Below are 22,468 nucleotides of genomic sequence, written 5' to 3'. Positions count from 1 at the left end.
CCCCCCGCCCCCCCCCCCCCCCCCGGGGCGGGGGGGGGGGGGGGGGGGCGGGGGGGGCCGCCCCCCCCCCCCCCCGCCCGCGTTTTGCCCAAACGAAGCGTGCGGACGCCCGCTCGGACGCGGGCATACAATGAACCGACGAGAATCCCGAGCGAGGTTCATCATGAAGACGATCGTTGCGACGGGCGCGCTGGCCGCGGCCCTGGCGGGCTGGGCATTGCCGGCCCAGGCACAGACCCCCTCCCTGCTGGATCCTGTCCTGCACGGCCAGCTCGAACGCTGGCTCGGGGCGGGCGAGCTACAACTGGACAACATCTATACCCGCCAGACCGGCCACTTCGCGACGGATTTCCACGCGGCGGCCGACGGCAAGGGTGACACTTTTACCCTGATGCAGGTGAGCGACGATCAAGGCGGCAGCTGGCTGGTCGGCGGCTACAACCCGGTCAGCTGGTCCACCACCGACGGCTGGCACATCGCTGCCAGCCAGTGGGAGCGCACCGCCTTCATCTTCAACTACACCGACCCGCAGGTCCTGCGGCCGGTGCCGGTCACCCACAGCCTGCCGAGCCAGGGCGCCAAGCTGACCTACAACTGGCCGGACCATGGACCCACCTTCGGCCAGGGACCCGACCTGTTCGTCAGCGAGGATCTCTCGTCCACCCTGTCCTGGCAGCTGACCTATGGCGATCCGGCCCTGCAGGGCCGCAGCCTGATCGACGGCACCTACGGCGGCCAGCCGCGGCGCATCGACGCGCTCGAGGTCTATTCGGTGGCGGTGATTCCCGAGCCGCACACCTGGGCCATGCTGGCGGGCGGTCTCGGTGTGGTGGGCTGGGCGGCGCGCCGGCGCAAGGCGCAAGGCGCGGCGCGCAGCTAGCCTCGTCGAACCGCAGCCATTCGTGACAGGGACTGCGGCAGAGCTATGGCATGATGGGGGAAGCAGTTCGCTTTCGGCACGAAGGCGAAGCTCCCTTTGCCAGAGGCCGACCGATCCATGACTTCGCATTTTGCCGTGCGCCTGCGCGACCGTGTTCTCTCCCTCCTGATTGCCCTGTGCGCCATGTGCGCCCTCAGTGCTTTGTCCAGCCCCGAAGCCGCCGCGGCCCTGCGCCCGGAACAGCTGGCCATCGTCATCAACGACGCGGAACCGAACAGCGTGGCCGTCGGCGAGTACTACCGCAAGCGGCGCAACATCCCCAGGGCGAATGTCGTGCACGTCAGTATTCCCGGCAAGCCGCAGCGCATCAGCCTGGAGCGCTTCCGCCTGCTCAAGGAAGAGATCGACGGCAAGCTCGGGCCGCAGGTGCAGGCGGTGCTGATGGTCTGGACCGCGCCTTATGCGGTCGATTGCAATTCGATCACCGGCGCCTACAGCCTCGGCTTCGACGCTTCCCAGTGCAGCAAGACCTGCGCCGCCGGCACGCCCAGCCCGTATTTCAACGTCAAGTCGAAGGCGCCGTTCACCGACCACGAGGTCCGGCTGTCGATGCTGCTGCCGACCGAATCGGTCGAGCAGGCCAAGGCGCTGATCGACCGCGGCGTGGCGGCCGGTTTCCGCACCTTGCCGGCTACCGCCTATTACCTGGCGACTTCGGAGAAAGCGCGCAACTCGCGCGCCGGTTTCTTCCCGCCGCAGGGCAAGGTGGCGGCGCGCCGCCTCACGCTCAAGCCCATGCAGGCCGACGTGCTGGAAGGCGCCCAGGACATCATGATCTACCAGACCGGCATGGCCCAGGTGGCCAAGCTCGAGACCCTGAAGTTCATGCCGGGCGCGCTGGCCGACCACCTGACCTCGCTCGGCGGCGACCTGCTCGGGACCTCGCAGATGAGCAGCCTGCGCTGGCTGGAGGCGGGCGCCACCGCCAGCTACGGCACCGTGAGCGAGCCCTGCAACCACTGGCAGAAATTCCCCAATCCCGCCGTGCTGCTGCGCCACTACCTGTCCGGCGACAGCGCCATCGAAGCTTATTGGAAGAGCGTGGCCTGGCCGGCCCAGGGGCTGTTCATCGGCGAACCGCTGGCCGCGCCGTACCGCGGGCGCCGCTGAGGGCCTGGAGCCTTCTCATCCGTGCGCGCCATCTGGACGTGCGCACGCGATCCCGGTATAACCTTGCATTCGGTTCATATTTTGACAATGCGGGGGACTTCTTGAAGCGTAAATATGGTGTGACATGGCGTATCGCGCCGCTGTGCATGGCGCTGCTGGCCTGGCCGGGTGCGCAGGCCGCCGACGTGATCATCACGGCAGACCGGCTGCTCGACGTACGCGCGGGACGCATGATCGCGAATCCCGAGATCCTGGTGCGCGACGGCCGCGTCGTCAGCCTCAAGCGCGATGCTGGGACGCCGACTGCCGCCGGCGCCACGCGCATCGCCTTGCCCGGCATGACCCTGGTGCCGGGCCTGATCGACATGCACGTGCATCTCGACTCCGATCCCACCTATGGCGGCTACAGCTACCTCGAATACAACGACCGTTTCTGGTCGGCGCTCAGCGTTGCCCACGCCGGCAAGACCCTGGACGCCGGCTTTACCACCGTCCGCAATGTCGGCGCCTCCGACTGGAACGACGTCGGGCTGAGCCAGGCCATCGCCGCCGGCAAGGTGCGCGGCCCGCGCATCATCCCTGCCGCCTGGTCTTTCGGACCCACCGGCAGCCACTGCGACAGCACCTATTTCCCGCCGTCGATGGAAGAGAAGAACCCGTACACGGCCGACGGTCCGGAGGAAGTGCGCAAGTCGGTGCGTGCGCTACGCAAGTACGGCGCCCAGGTGATCAAGGTCTGCGCCACCGGCGGCGTGTTCTCGCGCAACACGGAACCCGGCCAGCAGCAGATGAGCTACGCCGAACTGCGCGCGGCGGTCGAGGAAGCCGCCCAGTGGGGCCTGAAGGTGGCGGCCCACGCACACGGGGCGGCCGGCATCAAGGATGCGATCCGCGCCGGCGTGACCACCATCGAGCACGCCAGCCTGATCGACGACGAAGGCATCGCGCTGGCCAGGAAGCATGGCGCCTGGCTGTCGATGGACATCTATAACGGCGACTACACGGCGCTTGAGGGCAAGAAGAACGGCGTCCTCGAGGACAACCTGCGCAAGGACCGCGAAGTCACCGAGATCCAGCGCCAGAACTTCAAGCGTGCGCACGCGGCCGGGGTCAAGATGGTCTACGGCACCGACGCGGGCGTGCATCCGCACGGCGGCAACGGCAAGCAGTTCGCCGTCATGGTCAAGTACGGCATGACGCCGCTGCAGGCCATCCAGAGCGCCACCATCAACGCCGCCGAGGCGCTCGCCAGGAAGGATCTGGGCGTGGTCGAAGCAGGGCGCTTCGCCGACATGGTGGCCGTCAAGGGCGACCCGACGGCGGACGTGCGCCTGCTGGAGGCGCCGGCCGTCGTGATCCAGGGCGGGGTCGTGGTCAAGGGCAGCGCGCCCTGAGCCGAAGCTCCTCATTCCACTTACCGACAATACCTACAACACGAAAGACAACATGAAAAAACTGCTGAGCACCTGCCTCATCGGCGCCACCCTGGCGCTCTCCGTCACCGCCTGCAAGCGCGCCGAGGCGCCGGCCCAGGCCGAAGCGAGCAACGTCGCCTTCCAGAAAATCGACAGCGTAACCGGTACCGGCAAGGAAGCCGTGTCCGGATCGACCGCCGTGGTCAACTATACGGGCTGGCTCTACGATCCCAAGGCCGAGATGCAGCGCGGCGCCCAGTTCGATTCCTCGGTCGGGCGTTCGCCGTTCAGCTTCCAGGTCGGCGGCGGCCAGGTCATCACCGGCTGGGACGTGGGCGTGGAAGGGATGAAGGTGGGCGGCAAGCGTACGCTCATCGTGCCCGCCAGCATGGGCTATGGCGCCGGCGGCGCAGGGCCGATTCCGCCTAACGCGACCCTGGTGTTCGAGGTGGAGTTGCTGGACGTGCGATGAGCACCGGACATCCGGCATCCAGGAAGTTCCGATCTCACATGAGGAGGGGATGCGACGATTGGTCCGAACGGACTAATCAGTGGTCATGATGTTGTCAATATGCGCATTTAATATGCATTTTGTTAATTTTCCGCATTGTGCATATCCGCGTCCCCACCACAGGAACTTCCATGACGACATTCGCAGCCCTTCCATCCCCGCGCCGTATGCTGCTGGCCAGCTTGCTGGCCAGCCTTGCCGCCTCCGCCTCCGCCTTCGCCGCTCCCGGCGGCGGCGTCGTGATCAGCCAGGTCTACGGCGGCGGCGGCAACAGCGGCGCCACCTGGAACCGCGACTACATCGAACTGTTCAACCGCAGCGGCGCGCCGGTCAGCCTGGCCAACATGAGCGTGCAATACCAGTCGGCCACGGGCACCACCTGGCAGGCGATCGCGCTGCCGAGCGTGACCCTGGAGGCGGGCCAGTATTTCCTGGTGACGGCCGGCACCAACAGCACCTCGGTCGGCGCCAACCTGGCGCTGGGCGACCAGACCGGCGGCATCAACCTGTCGGGCACCTCCGGCAAGGTGGCGCTGTCGCGCATCCCGACCGCGATGCAGACCGCCGACGGCGGCTCGGACGTGATCGACCTGGTCGGTTTCGGCAGCGCCAACCGCTTCGAGGGAACGGTCGCGCCGTCGCCTTCGAACACCACCGCGCTGCACCGCGCGGCGCTGGGCTGCACCGACAGCGACAACAACGGCACCGACTTCAGCGCCGTGGCGGCCACGGCCCCGCGCCGCGCCGGCTCGCCGCTGAACAACTGCGGCGGCCCGGTGGCGGCCCCGATCGTCCTGTCCTGCCCGGCGGGCGTCGCGACCCAGTTCGGCAGCGCGATCACGGCCCTGCTGTCGGCCACCGACGCGGACAGCGCCGTCAACAGCGCGGTCATCCTGTCCGGCGCCGCGCCCGGCATCAGCCTGGTCGGCGCGAGCCCGGCCGGCGGCGCCGGCGGCAAGATGGAAGTCACCCTGCAGGTGGACGCCTCTGTGGCCGCCAGCAAGTATCCGGTCAAGGTCCAGTTCGGCAATAGCGACGGCCAGACGGATTCCTGCACGGTCAACGTGGCCGTGGCGGGGGAGGCGACCATCCCCCAGATCCAGGGATCGCAAGCCGCCAGCAGCTACAACGGCGTGGTCATGAGCACCCAGGGCGTGGTCACCGCCAAGGTCGGCAGCGGCTTCTTCCTGCAAGACCAGAACGGCGACGGCGATCCCTCGACCTCGGACGCGATCTTCGTGTTCGGCGCCCAGGCCGCCGGCTCGGTCGCGGTCGGCGACCTGGTCAAGGTCACCGGCACCGTGGACGAGTACAAGCCGAGCGGCGCGGCCCGCACCTACACCGAGCTGAAGGACATCTCCGCCGTCGCCAAGCTGGGCAGCGGCCACACCATCGCCCCGACCAATGTCGGCCTGCCGAACGCCGACCTGGCGCGCCATGAAGCCATGCTGGTGCGCTTTACCACGCCGCTGACCGTCAACCAGAACAAGTACCTGGGCGAGCGCGGCGAACTGACCCTGGCCTACGGCCGCCGCGAGAACCCGACCAACCGCTACCCGGCCGGCTCGCCGGAAGCCGCGGCGCTGCAGGCCGAGAACGCCGCCAACGAGCTGGTGCTCGACGACGGCCTGTTCACCACCCCGGCCACGATGCCCTACCTGGCGCCGGACGGCACCGTGCGCGCCGGCGACACCGTGACGGACCTGACCGGCGTGCTCGATTTCGGCGCCATCGGCGGCGGCGGCGCAGCCTTCAAGCTGCAGCCGACCGAGACCCCGGTGTTCTCGCGCACCAACGAGCGCCTGCCGGCGCCGGTGCTGCCGGCCGGCGTCAAGGTCGCCAGCGCCAACGTGCTGAACTTCTTCACCACCTTCACCGACGGCAAGGACGCCTGGGGCCGCAGCGGCCAGGGCTGCACCATCGGCAGCCGCACCAGCGCCAGCGAGTGCCGCGGCGCCGACAACACCGAGGAATTCGTGCGCCAGCGCGACAAGATCGTCGCTTCGCTCAAGAACCTGGACGCGGACGTGGTCGGCCTGATGGAAATCCAGAACAACGGCGACACCGCCGTCGGCTACCTGGTCGAGCAGCTCAACGCCGCCTACGGCAAGGCCACTTATGCGGTGGTGCCGAAGCCGGCCGCGACCGGCACCGACGCGATCCGCGTGGCGATGATCTACAAGCCGGCGGCGGTCACGCTGGTGGGCGGCGCCCTGTCCGACGGCGACATCGTCAACAACCGTCCGCCGATGGGGGCCACCTTCAAGTCGCTGGCCAGCGGCGGCAAGTTCTCGCTGATCGTCAACCACTTCAAGTCCAAGGCCAGCTGCGGCGGCGCCGGCATCGGCGACACCGATCCGGGCAACGGCCAGGGATGCTGGGACAAGACCCGCACCCAGCAGGCGCAGCGCCTCGCGACTTACTTCATCCCGCAAGTGGTGGCGGCCGCCAGCGATCCGGACGTGCTGGTGATCGGCGACCTGAACGCCTACGGCTTCGAGAACCCGATCAATTACCTGACCGGCAGCGCCGGCCTGGTGAACCAGATCGAACGCTTCGTGCGTCCGCACGGCACGCCGTATTCCTATGTCTTCGACGGCCAGTCGGGCTACCTCGACCACGCCCTGGCCAGCAGCTCGCTGAGCGGCCAGGTGGCCGGCGCGGCCGAATGGCACAACAACGCCGACGAACCGGAAGCGATCGACTACAACCTGGGCGACACCCCGCAAGACCAGTTCACCATGGATCCGTACCGCGCGTCCGACCACGATCCGGTGGTGGTGAGCCTGGCCCTGACCCCGACCTTCATGGACGTCAGCGGCTCGGCCAGGATGGCGATCGGCGGCTTCAGCATCAACCGCCTGACCGGCAAGTACAGCGGCACGGTGACCATCACCAACACCAGCGGCCACCCGGTCAACGGTCCGCTGCACTTCCTGCTGCAAGGCCTGCCTGCCGGCGTGACCCTCGATAACAAGACCGGCATGCAAGGCGGCTCGCCCTACATCAGCTTGCCGAACGCCTCGATCGCGGCCGGCGCCTCGGTGAACGTGGGCACCACCTTCAGCAACCCGGGCAAAGTCAGCATCACCTATACGCCGAAACTGTTCAACGGCACGTTCTAAGGAAACCGACACCATGATGAAAGCACTCTTCCTGCGCGCCATGCTGGCGCTGGCCATGACGATCGGCGCATCCGGCGCCATGGCCGAGCCGGTCTACCGCGTGACCCTGGATACTTCCGAGTATGCGGGGACCAGCGGCTTCCTCGACTTCGGCTACAACGGCCCCGGCGACGCCGGCCCGGGCCTGGCCCGCGTCACCAACCTGGCCGGCGACTTCTTCGGCGCGCCGATGCTGGAAGGCGGCGCCAGCGGCGATGTGGTCAACGGCATCGAACTGGTCAACACGACCGGCTACAACTTCTTCGACCAGGCGGTGAACTTCACCGATGCGCTGAGCTTCGACATCTACCTCGATCCGCTGGCCGGCATTAACGGGATGGTGTTCAGCGTGGCCCTGTTCAATGCGGACTTCAACGCCTACCTGGGCGGCGCGGGCAATCTGCTCGAGATCTCGGTGCTGCCGGGCGTGCCGGCGGAAGTGATCGTGGTGCCGGGCGCGCCGCTGGATGTGATCGCCGTGCCGGAACCGCGCGACTGGGCGCTGGTGCTCACCGGACTGTTGCTGATCGGCTTCACGCGCCGCATGCGCCGGCAGCGCTGATCCGGTCCAGGGGACCGCTTGAACAACACCTGCCCGAGGGCAGGTGTTTTTATTTGTGCAATTTATTCGCAAAATGTATTAATTCTTAAACGAAATTGTATTGTTCAGCCGCGGGGGCTTGCGGCATATTCGGCCCATTGTCATACAGACAGTGTGCGCACCATGTCAGCCCATGTATTCGTGGTCGATCCCGACCTTTTCACCCAGCAGTTGCTGACGCAGAACCTGAACAGTGCCGGGCATGCGGTCGCCTGCTGTGCGGATGCCGAATCGGCCCTGGTCCTGCTCGACGAGCAGCTGCCCGACCTGATCGTCCTCGAGTGGGACCTGGACGGGCAAAGCGGCGAAGCCCTGGTGCGCCGCCTGCGCGCCCGCGCCCGCACGCGCGACCTGCCGGTCATCATGCTGAGCGCGCGCGCGGCCGAGCACGACAAGATCATGGCGCTCGAATCGGGCGCCGACGACTACCTCACCAAGCCCTGCAGCCCGCGCGAACTGCTGGCGCGCATGGGCGCGGTGCTGCGCCGCCGCGCGCCGCTGCCGGCCGAGGACACCATCCAGCTGGCCGGGCTGCGGCTCGATCCCGCGACCCAGCGGCTGACGGCCGGCGCGCGCCGGATTCCCCTGGGGCCGGTCGAATTCCGGCTGCTCAACTTCCTGATGCACCATCCGGAGCGCGTGCACACCCGCTCGCAACTGCTCGACCAGGTCTGGGGCCGCCATGCGGTGCTGGACGAACGCACCGTCGACACCCACGTGGGCCGCCTGCGCAGCGCGCTCCAGGCCAGCGGCCACCAGCGCCACATCGAAACCGTGCGCGGCACCGGCTACCGCTTCGTGGCCTGGAACGTGCAGGCGCGCCTCGGCTGGCCTACGGCGGCCTGAACCTGTGGTCATCCTGAGCAAGCTGGAGCAGGAATACCTGCTGCGGACGATCGAGTCCGGCATGGATCTGGCCGATTTGCGCCAGCTGTTCCTGTGGGCGCAGGGGCCGCTGCAATCGCTGCTGCCGCACGAAGCGCTGCTGTGCATGCAGGTGGACGGCGCGGGGCAGGTACAGCGCAGCGAGTGCCTGCACCGCAGGCTGCTGGATGCCGCCGCGCTCGGATTGCTGCATGGGGAGCTGGGGATGCGCCTGGCGCAGGCCTGGCGCGGCGGACGCGCGCAGCCGGCGGTGCTGGAGGCGGAGGAGGGCGGCGGCCCGCTGGCGGCGTGCCGGGGCTTACTGCTCAGGAGCGGTTTCGAGAATGCGCTGGTGGTCGGCAGCGCGCCGGTGGAGGGGGCGGCGAGCGTGTTCGTGCTGCTCGGCCTGCCGTTCAGGCCGGGGGAGCGCCACGGCTACTTCCTGCAATTGCTGCTGCCTTACCTGCATATGGCGCTGCTGCGCCTGCCGGCCACGGCGCATGTCCGGCCGGGCCGCATGGCGCCGGAACGGGCGCTGTCGGCGCGCGAGGTGGCGATCCTGGAACAGGTGCGCGAAGGGCGCACGAACGAGGAGGTGGCGCGGTCGCTCGGGATCAGCGCGCTGACGGTCAAGAACCACCTGCAGCGCGTGTACCGGGTACTGGGAGTCGCAAACCGGGCTCACGCGGTGGCGCGCTGCCTGGAGCTGCGCCTGCTGTGAGCCGGGCCGGCGGCCCGGAGAAGACAGGATTACGACTGGGGCAGGCTGGCCTGCAGGGCGTCGCGGCGCTGGATGTCGAGACGGAAGGCCTCGGCATTGCCGTCGATGATGCGCAGGCTGCTGCAGCCTTCGGCAGCGCAGTCCGGCGCCGGCATGTTGGCGGCGACGCGCGGGGCGACCGGAGCGCCGGTGCTCGGGACGGCGGCGACGGCGGTGCTGCTGCTGGCGCTGACTGCCGCGGTCTGCGACTGGATTGCCTGGCTTTCCTGTTGGCCTGCGCCGCAAGCGGTCAGCAGGGCGGCGGTGGCGAGGGCGGCGATGGTGCGGAGGCTGAAGAATTTCATGATCTGATTGAGCAAGCTCGTCTGTAACGCTGCTTATTGTAGTGCGTAAATTTTTTCCGGTGCTCAATAATTTCCGTTAGCGAACAGCAAATATTTAAAAAATGAAATAAAAATCGCCGCATTTAGAAGCAGATAGGTGCAGATCGCCGATCTATCCTCAAGGCAATAAAAATACTTTACGGAAAATGTTTTTGTGTGCGTGTTGTTGCCACGTGGCATTATCGCGACATTCGCTTGTGTAGTGTTTTCATGCTGTAAAGAGCTGTGATTCGCTTGACCACATCGCGTGACGGCGCGAAGATGAGGCATGAACAAACTTCTACTCATCCTCTTGCTCGGCTGCGCCGCCTGCACGACCCAGGCGCAGGACCCGAAGTCTTCCACGCCCTCGGCGCCGCCCGCCGCCAGGTCCGACGCCCCGTCCAACCTGTTGACGCAGATCCGCGCGCTGACGGCGGACAAGACCTGCAGCGACACCAGCCAATGCCGCAGCCTGCCGATCGGCGCCATGGCCTGCGGCGGCCCGCAAGACTATTTGCCGTACTCGAGCTTGCGGACCGACGAGAAGGCGGTGCGCGAGCTGGCCGAGCGCTACAAGGCCGAGCGCCAGGGACAGATCGCCAAGCGGGGGGAGATGTCGATTTGCCGCTTCCACCCCGATCCGGGCGCAGTATGCGTGTCCGGGGCCTGCCAGCTCGGGGCATCGCCGGAAGCCGTGCAGGCGCGCTGATTCGGCATCCGATCATCTTGCCCGACAGGCAAAAAAAACCGCGTGCCGAGGCACGCGGTTTTTGTTTGAAGGGACCTTGCGGTCCCGTCGACCCTGATCAGATCTCGATATTGGTCGGGTTCTCGCGCGGCACCGGCTCGCCCACCGGCACCGGGCCATTGGTCTCGACCTGGAACACGGTCATCGACGCCGGGGCCTTGTTCTGGTCCAGCAGCTGCACGGCGCCCAGGAAGCGCTTGCCGGTTGGCAGGCCGAACCAGCTGGTGCTCACCGAGGCGGTGCTGCCCGCCACCACCTTCGCCGGCAGCAGCACCTTGAAGTTGCCGCCGCGATCGACGTTGGTCACGACCGCCGAGTGCAGCGAGAACTGGGTCGGCTGGCCGTCCGAGGTGCGGTAGCCCACGGTGCAGACCTTGTAGGTGCCGGCCGCCGGGACATTCAGGGTCACCAGCTCGTTCGAGGTGGTGTTGCCCGAATAGCCGATCAGCTTGCCGGCCGGCGACAGCAGGGCCAGGTCGAGGTCGTCCTTGCCGTTGCCGGTGGTGTCGCGGTCGAACAGCTCGAACTGCATGGTCAGGGCGCCGGCCGGCACCGTCACCGGGACCACCTGCACGCCGGCCGTGCCGGCGGCGCAGGCCGCTTCCACCTGGGCGGTGGTGCCGACCGAACCGCTGGTCGCCTGCACCACGCTGTGGCTGCTGCGGGTGATTTCCTTCAGGCCGCCGAAGGCCGCGCCCATCACGCCCGAGAAGCCGGTGCTCACGGTCATCGGCTTGCTGCCGTTCACACGGTCGCTCTGGATGAAGGTCGGTGCGATGATCGGCTTGCCGGAACGGGCCACGACCGGGCTCTTCACTACGTGGCTGCCGTCGGTCCACACCAGTTCGCCGAACTGCCAGACATTCTCGGGCGCGCCGTTGCGGGTCAGCTTGACGGTGAAGGAGCGGGTGGCGCCGGCCGGGATCGACAGGGAAGTCGGGCTCAGCACCGCGGTGTAGCCCGGCACGTTGACCGTGCCGGTATAGGTCGCGTCCGCGCCGCCCACGTTGGTCACCGAGCGGTTCACGGTGACGGTGCCCAGCACGTTGTTGACCGAGATGGTCGGCAGGTTCAGGTTATAGCCCAGCATGGTGCCCGATGCGCACTGGCTGGCCACGCCGGCGCCGCACATGTATTTGCGGTAATCCACCTGGGTGGCGTTGTACACCAGGCCCGGATCGGACGCGCCATTCGGGTTGGCGTGGCCCGCGCCCTGGCCGAAGGGCAGGATGCCGCGGGTGTCGCCCGAGGCGATGGTGTCCGCGAAGGTCTGGGTCGCGGTGGTCATCAGGGCCGACTTGATCATCGCCGGGGTCCAGGTCGGATACTGCTGGCGCAGCAGCGCGGCCATGCCGGCCACGTGCGGGCTCGCCATCGAGGTGCCCTGGTAGGCGGCCTGGGCGGCCGGCGGCACGAAGGTGCCGACCAGGATACCCGCGCGATCGGCCTGGGTCAGCGCCGGGGTCACGCCGGCGATGATGTCCACGCCCGGCGCGGCCAGGTCCGGCTTGAGCACGTTGCCGTCGTAGCGGTTCGGGCCGCGCGAGGAGAAGCCGGCCACCACCGGGGCCTTGACGGCCGAGGTGCCGATCACGAACTTGCTCATCGAGGCGGTCGCGCCGGCGCCCGCGGCATAGGCCTTGATGGCGGCGCCGTCGGTCTGGTTGACGTGGACGGTCGGCACCGAGTGGATCTCGGCCACCAGGCCCACGCCGTTGTCGGCCTGGATCATGCCGACGCCGCCGGCTTCCTTGACCGCCAGGCTCTTGTCGACGCGCGCATTGGTGCCGCGGGTGCAGACCACGATCTTGCCGGCCACCTTGGCCGGATCGAGGGCCGGCACGCCCTTGTTCTCGCCGGTGCTGTAGCACAGGCGCACGGCGTCGGCGCTGGCGCCCGCCATGCCGGCGTCTTCCGCGCGGATCACCGGCGCGGAAGGCAGCGGCGCGGTGTTCATCGAGGCGCCGGTGTACTTGGCGCCGTTGCCCAGCAGGACGTCGGCCTGCAGCTCGCGGTTGTGGGTCGAGGCGGCGACGGTCGCCTGCCACGGGCTGACGTGGGCGACGGTGTTGGCCGGGCCGTTGTTGCCGGCCGAGGCGGCGACGAACACGCCGGCGTTCGAGGCGTTGAAGAAGGCCTGCTCGACCGGATCGGTGATCGCGGTGCCGCCGCTGATCGAGAAGTTGATCACGTGGACGCCGTCGGCCACCGCCTTTTCGATCGCAGCCACGCTGTCGCCGGTGTAGCAGCTGTTCTTGCGGCCGTTGGCTTCGGCCGGCTCGTCGTAGGTCCAGCAGACCTTGTAGGAAGCGATGCGGGCGCGCGGCGCCACGCCGCTCATGGCGCCGACGGCGATGCCGCCGATGACCGCATCGGCGCCGTCGTTGCCGCCCGCGGTGCTGGCGGTGTGGGTGCCGTGGCCGCCTTCGCCGACGCTGCCGCCGATCGAGTCGCGCGGCGAGCGGAATTCGGTCCAGTGCGTGGTCTTGCCGACGCTGCGGTAGATGGCGTCGAAGTAGCGCGCGCCGATCAGCTTGTTGTTGCAGTGGCCGGCGTTCCAGCCTTCGCCGGTGTCGCAGGCGCCTTTCCAGCCGGCCGGGGCGGCGGAGTAGGCCACCGAGCCGCTGTTGTCGAAGGTTGGCTTGCCGTTGCTGTCCACGCGGTCGGCGAAGGACGGGCTTTCCGGCCACACGCCGCCGTCGACGATGCCGATGATGATGCCTTCGCCGGCGCCGGCCTTGCCGCCCAGCTTGCTCCACAGGCCGCCCGGCTTGTCCAGGCCGAGGAAGGTATGGGTCGAGGTGGTGGTCAGCTGGCGCGGGATGTCCGGGGTGACGGCGGCGACGTCGGTGCGCGCCATCAGGGTGCGCACTTCGGCGTCGGTCAGCATGGCGGCGAAGCCGTTCAGCACCACGCTGTAGTTATGCAGCACCGGCGCGCTGGACACGGCTTCCAGCACCACCTGCTGCTTGTTTTCCAGATAGCCGTTATACAGCTGGACGTCGCTCGAGGCCAGGTCGAGGCGTTCGCCCTCGGCCGGCTGGGTGGCGGGCAGGCCTTCGATGCCGCCGCTGTAGGAGGCGATCGGCTTGTCGGCCAGTTGCACGATATAGGGGCGGCGCAGGTCGTCGGCGCCGGCGTTCAGGGCCAGGCAGGACAGCGACAGCAGGACCGCGGCGGTGATCGGACGGAGTTTCATGTTCATGGTTTCCTCGTTCTGTCGTGTGCGTTCAGGCGGCTTTGCGGCGGCGGGCGCCGGCCAGGCCGAGCAGGCCCAGGCCGACCATCAGGGCGGAGGCCGGTTCCGGCACTTCGACCAGTTCCAGGTTATCGATGCCGAACTGGCCTTGCATGGTCTGGAAGGCCGAGCAGTTGCCGCCGGTGTCGCAGGTGAAGCCGAACATCAGCAGTTCGACGAACTTCTCGGCGGCGAACGAGGCGGTGGTGTTGTAGTGGCCGAACTGGAAGCCGGCCGCGGGCGGACGGCCGAACAGGAAGTCTTGCAGCGCATAGGTGCCGTTGGCGCGGATGCCTTGCAGGCGCAGGAAGCCCGGGTAGGTCGGGTAGCTGCCCAGGACCGTCGAGGCGCCGATGAAGCTGGCGTCGAGCGACTTGACCTGGAAGCTGCGGCCGGCGGTTTCCGAGGTGATGTCGATATAGCTGTCGTTCAGGGCGCCGTAGTACATGCTGGGGTTGTTCACCGGGCAGGCCATGTTGACGCAATAAGTCGGATCGGCGCCGTCGATGAATTCGCCCACGAAGTTGCCGGCGCCGCCCCCCGCCACGTTGGCGTAGAAACCAAAATTGAAACCGCTTTCCGAATACACCTGCGTGCCCTCGACCGGGCCGTAATAGCCCTCGAAGCCGATCACGCCAGCCTGGGCCGGTACGGCGGCGAGGCTGGCCGCGCCCAGGGCTGCGGCTGCGAGTTTCTTGAAGGTACCACTGGGACGAGTTGCTGCGAAGTGCAATTTCCGGATCATGGTTGTGCCTTTATGGTTGGGTCTTGTCACGCCTGGATAGGGCGGGGCGAGCTGGGCTCTCTGCACCTGAACGGTCTCAGGATGACAATAAATATATCAACGGAAACAACTTATGTGAAAAGAATTTCAACGGTGAAAATTTTGATTTTGCAATGTTTGCGTAACAAAATTCGGTTTCCACTATGAAAATGTACGTATGTAATCAAACAGGAGAGTTGCGTATGCGCAGCGAATTGTTGCCATATTGGCACGCCTCAAGGGCGCTGCCTGGAGGTAAGGCGATACTGGCGGGCCGCTTGTGCCGGAGGCCCCTGGCGCCCGGCACAAACAACAGTTGTCGGCATGGGGAAGGGCGTGGTAGCCTTCACCGCCGAAGCTTTTCATAAAAGCAATTTAGGAGTTGGTCGATGGTTGGAATGAAACAAGGCGACGCCGCGCGACGCCGCGCGGGCTTCACCCTGCTGGAACTGCTGGTGGTCATCGTCATCATCGGCTTGCTTGCGGCCTATGTCGGTCCCAAGTATTTCTCCCAGCTGGGCAAGTCCGAAGTGACCGTGGCCAAGGCCCAGATCGAGGCCTTCGACAAGTCGCTCGACACCTACCGCCTGGACGTCGGCCGCTATCCGAGCGCCGAAGAGGGCCTGGGCGCCCTGATGACGGCGCCGCCCAGCGCCGGCGCCAAGTGGAACGGCCCCTACCTGAAGAAAGGCGTCCCCCAGGATCCATGGGGCCGCGCCTATCTGTACCGCTCGCCGGGCAGCAAGGCCGAGTACGAGATCCTGTCCCTGGGCAAGGATGGCCAGCCGGGCGGTAGCGGCGACAACGCCGACATCTCTTCGCAGTAAGCGGCGCTTTTTCTTCACGCAGACGCAGCAGCCGGGCCACCCATGCAGTTCGCCGTACGCACCCTTGCGCCCGACATGTCGATCGCGAATATCGTGGTCGACGCTTCCGACGCCCTCGATGCGCGCCGCCAGGTCGAGGCGCGCGGCCTGTTCGTCAGCAGCATCGAGCCGGCCGGCGGCGCGCGCCTGGCGCGCCAGCGCGGCGGCAAGCTGTCGCTGGTGCTGTTCAGCCAGGAACTGCTGGCCCTGCTCAACGCGGGCCTGGGCATCGTCGAGGGCCTGGAAGCCCTGCTCGAGAAAGAATCCACTCCCGCCGCGCGCAGCGTGCTCGAACGCCTGCTGGCCGGCCTGCGCGAAGGCAAGCGCTTTTCCGCGGTGCTGGCAAGCCAGCCCGAACTCTTCCCGCCGCTGTACGTGGGCATCGTGCGCGCCGCCGAAGGCACCAGCGACCTGCCGCGCGCGCTGGCGCGCTATATCGACTACCAGCAGCGCATCGACACCGTGCGCGCCAAGATCGTCAGCGCCTCCATCTATCCCGTGATCCTGCTGATGGTGGGCGGCGGCGTGAGCGCCTTCCTGATCGGCTACGTGGTGCCCAAGTTCGCCGAGGTCTATCACGGCGCGGGGCGCAACCTGCCGTGGATGTCGCAGCTGCTGCTCGACTGGGGCCAGTTCGCGGCGTCCCACGGCAGCGCGATCGGCGTGGCTGCCTTGCTGCTGGTGTCCGGCGCCGTCGCCGGCGCGCGGCGCCTGCTGCGAACCGGCGGCATGGCCAGGCTGCTGGCGCGCCTGCCGGGGATCGGCGAGCGCGCCCGCATCTACGAACTCTCGCGCCTCTATCTCACGCTCGGCATGCTGACCGAAGGCGGCATCACCATCGTCAACGCCATCGAGACGGTGCAGCCGATGGTGTCCGGCACGGTGCGCAAGGGCCTGGCCACGGCGCGCGCCGCCATCGAATCGGGCCAGCCGCTGTCGAGCGCCTTCGAGGCCAACGGCCTGACCACCCCGATCTCGCTGCGCATGCTGCGCGTGGGCGAGCGCACCGGTGAGATGGGACCCATGCTGACCCAGTCGGCCGCTTTCTACGACGGCGAGATTGGACGCTGGATCGACCGCTTCACCCGCACCTTCGAGCCGCTCCTGATGGCCGCCATCGGGCTGGTGGTGGGCGCCATCGTGGTGCTGCTGTACATGCCGATTTTCGACCTTGCCGGAGACATGTCGTGAACGCTCCCGAAGCTCCCGCAACCCTGGACGCCGCCGTGCTGGCGCGCGCCCGCGCCCAGGCCAGGGCCTCGCAGCGCGGGCTGGTGGCCGAGCTGCAGGCGCTCAGCGGCGAGGATCCGCGCCGCCTGGTGCGCGCCCTGGCCGCGCCCTTCGCCATGCCGGTGATGGAAACGGCCGACATGCTGGCGCTGGCGCCGGCCTTCGACCTGCTGCCGCTGGCCCAGGCGCTGTCGCGCCATTGCGTGCTGCTGCGCGCGCCGAGCGGCCGCCTGACCGGCGTGCTGGCCGATCCCTTCGACCTCGATTTGCAGACCTGGCTGGGCGCGCAAGCGCGCGCCACGCTGAAAAATCCGCTGGACCTGTGCCTGGCGCTGCAGGCCGACATCCAGGCCTATTTGTCCAAGCAGGAAGAGTCGGCGCGCGCCGTCGACAGCCTGGTGGGCGGGGCAGGGGACGCGCGGCGCGACGCCAAGACGGCCGCCGTGCTGTCCTTCGCCTCGGTGTCGGAAGCCGGCAGCCCGGCGGTCAAGCTGGTCAACTCCACCTTGTACGATGCGCTCAAGGCCGGCGCCTCCGACATCCACCTGGAGAGCACGGCCGGCGGCCTGGCGGTGAAATACCGCGTCGACGGGGTTCTCGACCACGCGGCCACGGTCGGCGGCATCGAGCTGGCCGAGCACATCATCTCGCGCCTGAAGGTGCTGGCCGAACTCGACATCGCCGAGCGCCGCGTCCCGCAGGACGGCAGCTTCCGGGTCGAATCCGGCGGGCGCGACATCGACCTGCGGGTCTCGATCATGCCCAGCATCCACGGCGAGGATGCGGTGATCCGTATCCTGGACAAGCGCGCCATGATCGAGTCCTACGGCTCGCTCACCCTGGAAGCCCTGGGCTTCGACGCGCCCTCGCTGGCGACCCTGCGCAGCCTGGCCCAGGAGGCCTACGGCATGCTGCTGGTGACCGGCCCGACCGGCTCGGGCAAGACCACCACCCTGTACGCGGCCCTGACCGAGATCCACAACGGGCGCGAGAAGATCATCACCATCGAGGACCCGGTCGAGTACCAGCTGCCCGGCATCCTGCAGATTCCGGTCAACGAAAAGAAGGGCCTGACCTTCGCCAAGGGCCTGCGCTCGATCCTGCGCCACGACCCGGACAAGATCATGGTCGGCGAGATCCGCGACCGCGAGACCGCCGAGATCGCGGTGCAGTCGGCCCTGACCGGCCACCTGGTCCTGACGACGGTCCACGCCAACAACGTGTTCGACGTGTTCGGGCGTTTCACCCACATGGGCATCGACCCCTACGCCTTCGTGTCGGCGCTGAACGGGATCTGGGCCCAGCGCCTGATCCGCATGAACTGCCCGCACTGCGGCGAACGCTACGATCCTTCGGACGCCGAGCTGGCCTCGGTGCACCTGGAGCGGCAGGAGGTAGCCGACTACGTCTTCATGCGCGGCAAGGGCTGCGGCGACTGCCGCGGCACCGGCTACCGCGGCCGCCGCTCGATCGCCGAGATCCTCACGCTCAACGACGAGATCCGCGAGCTGATCGTCGACAAGCAGCCGATCCGCCGCATCAAGGCCGCCGCCCACGCCAACGGCACGCGCAGCCTGCGCCTGGCCGCGCTCGACCTGGTCAGGCGCGGCGCCACCACCATCGACGAAATCAAGCGAGTGACCCTGCATGCGTAGGCGTTTTGGACAATCCCTGCGCATCGGCCTGGCCGCGCACGGCGTGGCGCTGGTGCGCACCGGCCGCATGTTCGGCGGCGAACCCCTGGCCCTGGCCGAGCGCCACGGCGAACTGAGTGCGCCCGACGGCATCGTGAATGCGCTCGGCGCCGTCTTCGCGGCGCCGTTGACCGATGAGCTGGCCCCGGCGGGCTGGCCGGTGACCGTCGTCCTGGCCGACGACCTGGTGCGCCTGTGGCAAGTGCCGCCGCCGCCCGGCGCCAGCCGCCTGGGCGACCTGGAGGCGGCGGCCGCGCTGCGCTTCCAGCACCTGTTCGGCGGCGCGCTGGCCGACTGGCGCCTGAGCGCCGACTGGGACGCGGCGCGTCCCTTCCTGGCCGCCGCCGTGCCGGCCAGCCTGCTGGCCCAGCTCGAGACGGCGGCGCGCAGCCACCGCTTCCACCTGGTCGAGGTGGTGCCGCAGTTCGTGGCGGCGATGAACGCCTGGCGCCGCGAGCGCCGTCCCGGCGCCTGGTTCGGCCTGGTGCAGGGCGGGGTGCTGTCGCTGGCCGCCTACGAAGGCCGCAGCCTGGCGGCGGTGCGCACCGCCGTGATTCCCGAAGGCGCCGACCGCGACTGGCTGGAAGCCCACGTGGCGCGCGAAGCGCTGCGGGTCGGCGTGGGCCGCCCGGAACGGCTGCAGCTGTGCGGTTCCGCGCCCGCCGGCTGGGCGAGCAGCGCCGGACGCCTGAAATTCGCCTGCACGCTGTTCGAGAACGATGAAGAGCAGGGCTGGACCGAGCTCGCGCGCCTGGCGCGCACGGGGAGCACGGCATGAGGCGCACCCGCATCGATTTCGCTCCGCGCAGCCTGCGCCGCCTGCTGTTCCAGACGCCGCCGCGCATGCTTGCCTTGCTGGCGGGAGCGCTGGTGACCTGCACCCTGGCCGGCGTCCATGGCTGGGACTACCTGGAGCAGCAGCGCGAGCTCGACGCCCTGCGCGCCGCGCTGGCCGCGCGCGTGGCGGCGCCGCCTCCCGTGGCCCAGGCGGCGCGCAAGGTCGTGGTGTCGGAGCAGCAGGCGAACGCCGTCAACGAGGCCGTCATGCAGCTGAACCTGCCCTGGCGCGACCTGTACGACACGGTGCGCGCAGCGACCCCGGCCTCGGTGGCGCTGCTGGCGCTCGAACCGGACGCCAAGCGCCGCACGGTGCGCCTGACGGCCGAAGCGAAGACCAGCGACGACATGTTCGCCTACGTCGCCAGGCTGCAGGAGCAGGCCTGGTTCACCAGCGTGGTGCTGACCCGCCACGAGGTGGCGGAGCAGGATCCGAACCGCCCGCTGCGCTTCCAGGTCAGCGCCCAGTGGGGTGAGCGATGAACCTGAACGCGATGAATTTGTCTTCCGCCTGGCTGCGCCTGCGGCTCGCGCTGCGCCGCGTGAATCCGCTGGTGGCGGGCATCCTGGGCTGCATGTTCGCCGGCGCGCTGCTCACCGGCTGGCTGCTCGGTGCGCGCGACCGCCTGGCGCTCGAGTACGAAGCGGCGCGCACCCAGGCGCGCGCCCCGGCGCCCGCCGCGCCGCCGGCGCCGCCGCCCACCAGCGACCAGAATTTGTCCGCCTTCTATGCCGCGCTCGGCGAACGGCGCGGCGTCGAACGCCAGCTCAAGGAGGTGTTCGCGATCGCCGCCAGGCACGGCCTGAGCCTGCGGCAAGGCGAATACCGCAGCAGCTACGAGCGCAACGCCAAGCTGGCCACCTACCAGGTCAACCTGCCGGTCAAGGGAAGTTACACGGCCATCTGGCAGTTCGTGTTCGATACCCTGCGCGCGCTGCCGCACGTATCGCTCGACGATGTGAGCTTCCGCCGCGACAGCATCGGCGACCCCCAGGTCGAAGCGCGCGTGCGCATGACCTTCTATCTGGCGGCCACGCCGGGAGTGCCGCGATGAAGCCGCGCCATCTTGCCATGGGCGCGGCCCTGCTGGTGGCCGCCGGGCTGCTGGTGTTCGGCGACAGCTCGCCCGAGACCGAGGTGGCCGAGCCGGTCGAACGCGCGGCGGCGGCGCCGGCTTCGGCGGCTCCGGCTGCGCCTGCGCAGGTGGAGAAGGCCGGCGCGGCGGACCCGGTGGTGCAGCGCCTGATCCCGCGCGAGACCCTGATCGGCGGCGAGGACCGCTTCGGCGCCGGCGGCCAGGATGTGTTCGCGCGCCAGGACTGGACCCCGCCGCCGCCGCCACCGCAGCCGGCGCCGCCTCCGCCTCCGCCGAGCGCGCCGCCGCTGCCCTTCACCTTCATCGGCAAGTCGCTGCAGGACGGCGTCTGGCAAGTGTATCTGGCCAGGGGCGACCGCACCTACCTGGTGCGCGACAAGGAAGTCATCGACGGCACCTATCGCGTGGACGCGATCAAGCCGCCGGTCCTGACCCTGACCTATCTGCCGCTGGACAAGGTCCAGCAGCTCAATATTGGAGTATTCGACTGATGGTTCGTTCGCGGATTCACGCCTTCGGCGCCGGCCCCCTGACCCTGGCCGTGGCCTTGCTGCTCTCGGGCTGCGCGGCCCAGCGCGCCTACCAGGAAGGCAATGCGCTGCTCGCCCAGGACAAGGTGGCGGCGGGCCTGGCCAAGTACCAGGAAGCAGTGGCGGCCGATCCCACCAATCCGCTCTACAAGGCGGCCTGGCTGAACGCGCGCGACGGCGCCACCGCGCGCCTGCTGGGACAGGCCGACCGCGCGATGCAGGACGGCCAGGTGGAGCTGGCGGCCCAGGACTACCGCCGCGTGCTGGCGGTCGATCCCGCCAACGACCGCGCCCGCGCCGGCCTGCGCCAGGTCGAGGCCGACCGCCGCCACGGCGCCATGTTCGAGAGCGCCCGCGAAGCCTTCGACAAGAACGACGTGGAAGGCGCGCGCCTCAAGCTGAACGCCTTGCTGACCGAGCGCCCGTCGCACGAGCCGGCGCGCCAGCTGCTGGTGCGGGTCAACGAGAAGGCGATGGAAGAGCCCACCGGCGAAGCGGCCCTGGCCGCGGCCTACCGCAAGCCGATCAGCCTGGAGTTCCGCGAGGCCCCGCTGAAGCAGGTATTCGAGATCATCTCGCGCCACTCCGGCCTGAACTTCATCTTCGACAAGGACGTCAAGGCCGACCAGCGCACCTCGATCTTCCTGAAGAACAGCACGGTCGAGGCGGCGGTGTACTACCTGCTCATGACCAACCAGCTCGAGCGCCAGGTCATGGACGGCAACACCATCCTGATCTACCCGAACGTGGCGGCCAAGCTGAGGGAATACCAGGAGATGACGGTCAAGACCTTCTTCCTGGCTAATGCCGACGCCAAGAGCATCGCCAACACCTTCAAGACCATCCTCAAGGCGCGCGACGTGGTGGTGGACGAGAAGCTCAATCTCGTGATCCTGCGCGACAATCCGGAGGCGATCCGCGTCGCCACCCAGCTGGTGGCCCTGCAGGACGTGCCCGAGCCGGAAGTCATGCTCGACGTCGAGGTGCTCGAGATCAAGCGCAGCCGCGCCATGGAGCTCGGCGTGAACTGGCCGGCGGCGCTGCAGTTCGCGCCGCTGCAGACCTTCGACGGCGTGCCGCTGACGATCAACGAACTGCGCAACCTGAACCGCGACAACGTGGGCGTGGAAGGCTTCAGCGCCACCGCGCGCGCCAACAAGACCGATGGCGACTCGAACACCCTGGCCCACCCGCGCATCCGCGTGCGCAACAAGGAAAAGGCCAAGATCGTCATCGGCGACAAGATCCCGAACATCTCGGCCACGGTGTCGACCGGCGTGGGCGGCTTCGCGTCGGAGAACGTGAACTATGTCGACGTCGGCCTGACGCTCAACGTCGAGCCCACCATCCACCTGAACAACGAGGTGGCGATCCGCATCTCGCTCGAGGTCAGCTCGCTGGGCGAATCGGTGACCACGCGTTCCGGCTCGGTGGCCTACCGCATCGGCACCCGCTCGGCGACCACCTTGCTGCAGCTGAAGGACGGCGAGAACCAGGTGCTGGCCGGCTTGATCAGCAACGAGGACCGCTCCAGCGGCAACAAGGTGCCGGGCGTGGGCGACCTGCCGATCGTGGGCCGCCTGTTCGGCAGCCAGCGCGACAGCAACGACCGCACCGAGATCGTGCTGTCGATCACGCCGCGCCTGGTGCGCAACATCCAGCGCCCGCCGGCGGCCGCGTCCGAATTCGGCGCCGGCACCGAGGCGACCTTCCGCCGCCGTCCGGAAAACGTGGCGCGTGTGCCGGTCCAGCTGGCGCCGCCGAATCGTCCGGC

At 68.4% G+C, this 22,468-nt stretch carries 20 protein-coding genes; 17 read left to right on the top strand and 3 right to left on the bottom strand.

Translation table 11 applies throughout. The annotated features are described in order from the left end of the window. Positions 1–163 precede the first annotated feature (163 nt). From J8847_RS21870 to J8847_RS21835, 8 genes are all read left to right on the top strand, one after another. Positions 164–880: a PEP_CTERM-anchored TLD domain-containing protein gene (locus J8847_RS21870; RefSeq protein WP_211526791.1), complete on the top strand. Its 717-nt coding sequence runs from the start codon at positions 164–166 to the stop codon at positions 878–880. A 117-nt stretch (positions 881–997) separates the two neighbouring features. Continuing rightward, positions 998–2,050: a TIGR03790 family protein gene (locus J8847_RS21865; RefSeq protein WP_373999970.1), complete on the top strand. Its 1,053-nt coding sequence runs from the start codon at positions 998–1,000 to the stop codon at positions 2,048–2,050. A gap of 119 nt (positions 2,051–2,169) precedes the next feature. Further along, entirely contained in the window at positions 2,170–3,444 is a 1,275-nt protein-coding gene (locus tag J8847_RS21860) for an amidohydrolase family protein (RefSeq protein ID WP_373999969.1), read from the top strand. Between the two features lie 52 nt (positions 3,445–3,496). Continuing rightward, positions 3,497–3,937: an FKBP-type peptidyl-prolyl cis-trans isomerase gene (locus tag J8847_RS21855; RefSeq protein WP_211526790.1), complete on the top strand. Its 441-nt coding sequence runs from the start codon at positions 3,497–3,499 to the stop codon at positions 3,935–3,937. Positions 3,938–4,107: 170 nt separating this feature from the next. Continuing rightward, the gene (locus J8847_RS21850; RefSeq protein WP_211526789.1) at positions 4,108–7,101 is read left to right on the top strand and encodes an ExeM/NucH family extracellular endonuclease; all 2,994 of its coding nucleotides are present in this window, start codon (positions 4,108–4,110) and stop codon (positions 7,099–7,101) included. Positions 7,102–7,114: 13 nt separating this feature from the next. Next, the gene (locus J8847_RS21845) at positions 7,115–7,702 is read left to right on the top strand and encodes an NF038129 family PEP-CTERM protein (RefSeq protein WP_211526788.1); all 588 of its coding nucleotides are present in this window, start codon (positions 7,115–7,117) and stop codon (positions 7,700–7,702) included. 162 nt (positions 7,703–7,864) lie between these two features. Then, the gene (locus tag J8847_RS21840) at positions 7,865–8,587 is read left to right on the top strand and encodes a winged helix-turn-helix domain-containing protein (RefSeq protein WP_211526787.1); all 723 of its coding nucleotides are present in this window, start codon (positions 7,865–7,867) and stop codon (positions 8,585–8,587) included. 4 nt (positions 8,588–8,591) lie between these two features. Beyond that, on the top strand, positions 8,592–9,326 hold the full coding sequence (locus J8847_RS21835) for a LuxR C-terminal-related transcriptional regulator (RefSeq protein ID WP_373999968.1): 735 nt from the start codon (positions 8,592–8,594) through the stop codon (positions 9,324–9,326). A gap of 29 nt (positions 9,327–9,355) precedes the next feature. Here the strand turns inward: J8847_RS21835 and J8847_RS21830 are convergent, their stop codons facing one another. Continuing rightward, positions 9,356–9,670, bottom strand: a complete 315-nt coding sequence (locus tag J8847_RS21830) for a hypothetical protein (RefSeq protein ID WP_211526786.1) — start codon at positions 9,668–9,670, stop codon at positions 9,356–9,358. 307 nt (positions 9,671–9,977) lie between these two features. Here J8847_RS21830 and J8847_RS21825 point away from each other — a divergent pair, with 307 nt between their 5' ends. Continuing rightward, on the top strand, positions 9,978–10,400 hold the full coding sequence (locus J8847_RS21825) for a hypothetical protein (protein WP_211526785.1): 423 nt from the start codon (positions 9,978–9,980) through the stop codon (positions 10,398–10,400). A gap of 97 nt (positions 10,401–10,497) precedes the next feature. On the opposite strand, the gene J8847_RS21820 is transcribed toward J8847_RS21825, so the two are convergent. After that, complete coding sequence (locus J8847_RS21820; protein WP_307727531.1) at positions 10,498–13,644, bottom strand: S8 family serine peptidase; 3,147 nt, start codon at positions 13,642–13,644, stop codon at positions 10,498–10,500. A 25-nt stretch (positions 13,645–13,669) separates the two neighbouring features. After that, positions 13,670–14,422, bottom strand: coding sequence for an NF038120 family PEP-CTERM protein (locus tag J8847_RS21815; RefSeq protein WP_211526784.1), 753 nt, complete (start codon positions 14,420–14,422; stop codon positions 13,670–13,672). 407 nt (positions 14,423–14,829) lie between these two features. Here J8847_RS21815 and gspG point away from each other — a divergent pair, with 407 nt between their 5' ends. From gspG to J8847_RS21775, 8 genes are all read left to right on the top strand, one after another. Continuing rightward, positions 14,830–15,267, top strand: a complete 438-nt coding sequence (gspG, locus tag J8847_RS21810) for a type II secretion system major pseudopilin GspG (RefSeq protein WP_211526783.1) — start codon at positions 14,830–14,832, stop codon at positions 15,265–15,267. A gap of 42 nt (positions 15,268–15,309) precedes the next feature. Then, on the top strand, positions 15,310–16,497 hold the full coding sequence (locus J8847_RS21805) for a type II secretion system F family protein (RefSeq protein ID WP_211526782.1): 1,188 nt from the start codon (positions 15,310–15,312) through the stop codon (positions 16,495–16,497). Then, positions 16,494–18,191 (top strand): GspE/PulE family protein, encoded by a 1,698-nt coding sequence (locus J8847_RS21800; protein WP_211526781.1) that lies wholly within the window; start codon positions 16,494–16,496, stop codon positions 18,189–18,191. Before J8847_RS21805 ends, J8847_RS21800 begins: the two co-directional genes overlap by 4 nt. After that, positions 18,184–19,008, top strand: a complete 825-nt coding sequence (locus J8847_RS21795) for a hypothetical protein (protein WP_211526780.1) — start codon at positions 18,184–18,186, stop codon at positions 19,006–19,008. Before J8847_RS21800 ends, J8847_RS21795 begins: the two co-directional genes overlap by 8 nt. Beyond that, positions 19,005–19,550 (top strand): PilN domain-containing protein, encoded by a 546-nt coding sequence (locus tag J8847_RS21790; protein ID WP_211526779.1) that lies wholly within the window; start codon positions 19,005–19,007, stop codon positions 19,548–19,550. The genes J8847_RS21795 and J8847_RS21790 overlap by 4 nt, the downstream gene beginning before the upstream one ends. Further along, on the top strand, positions 19,547–20,122 hold the full coding sequence (locus J8847_RS21785; RefSeq protein WP_229513122.1) for a hypothetical protein: 576 nt from the start codon (positions 19,547–19,549) through the stop codon (positions 20,120–20,122). Before J8847_RS21790 ends, J8847_RS21785 begins: the two co-directional genes overlap by 4 nt. After that, positions 20,119–20,655 (top strand): hypothetical protein, encoded by a 537-nt coding sequence (locus J8847_RS21780; protein ID WP_211526778.1) that lies wholly within the window; start codon positions 20,119–20,121, stop codon positions 20,653–20,655. The genes J8847_RS21785 and J8847_RS21780 overlap by 4 nt, the downstream gene beginning before the upstream one ends. Beyond that, a partial coding sequence (locus J8847_RS21775; protein WP_211526777.1) for a secretin N-terminal domain-containing protein occupies positions 20,655–22,468 on the top strand: 1,814 nt, incomplete at its 3' end. The genes J8847_RS21780 and J8847_RS21775, both read left to right, overlap by 1 nt.

Source organism: Massilia sp. AB1, from assembly GCF_018119385.1.
In the GTDB taxonomy this organism is placed as follows: Bacteria; Pseudomonadota; Gammaproteobacteria; order Burkholderiales; family Burkholderiaceae_D; genus Telluria.
This window is presented reverse-complemented; position numbering and strand designations above follow the sequence as displayed.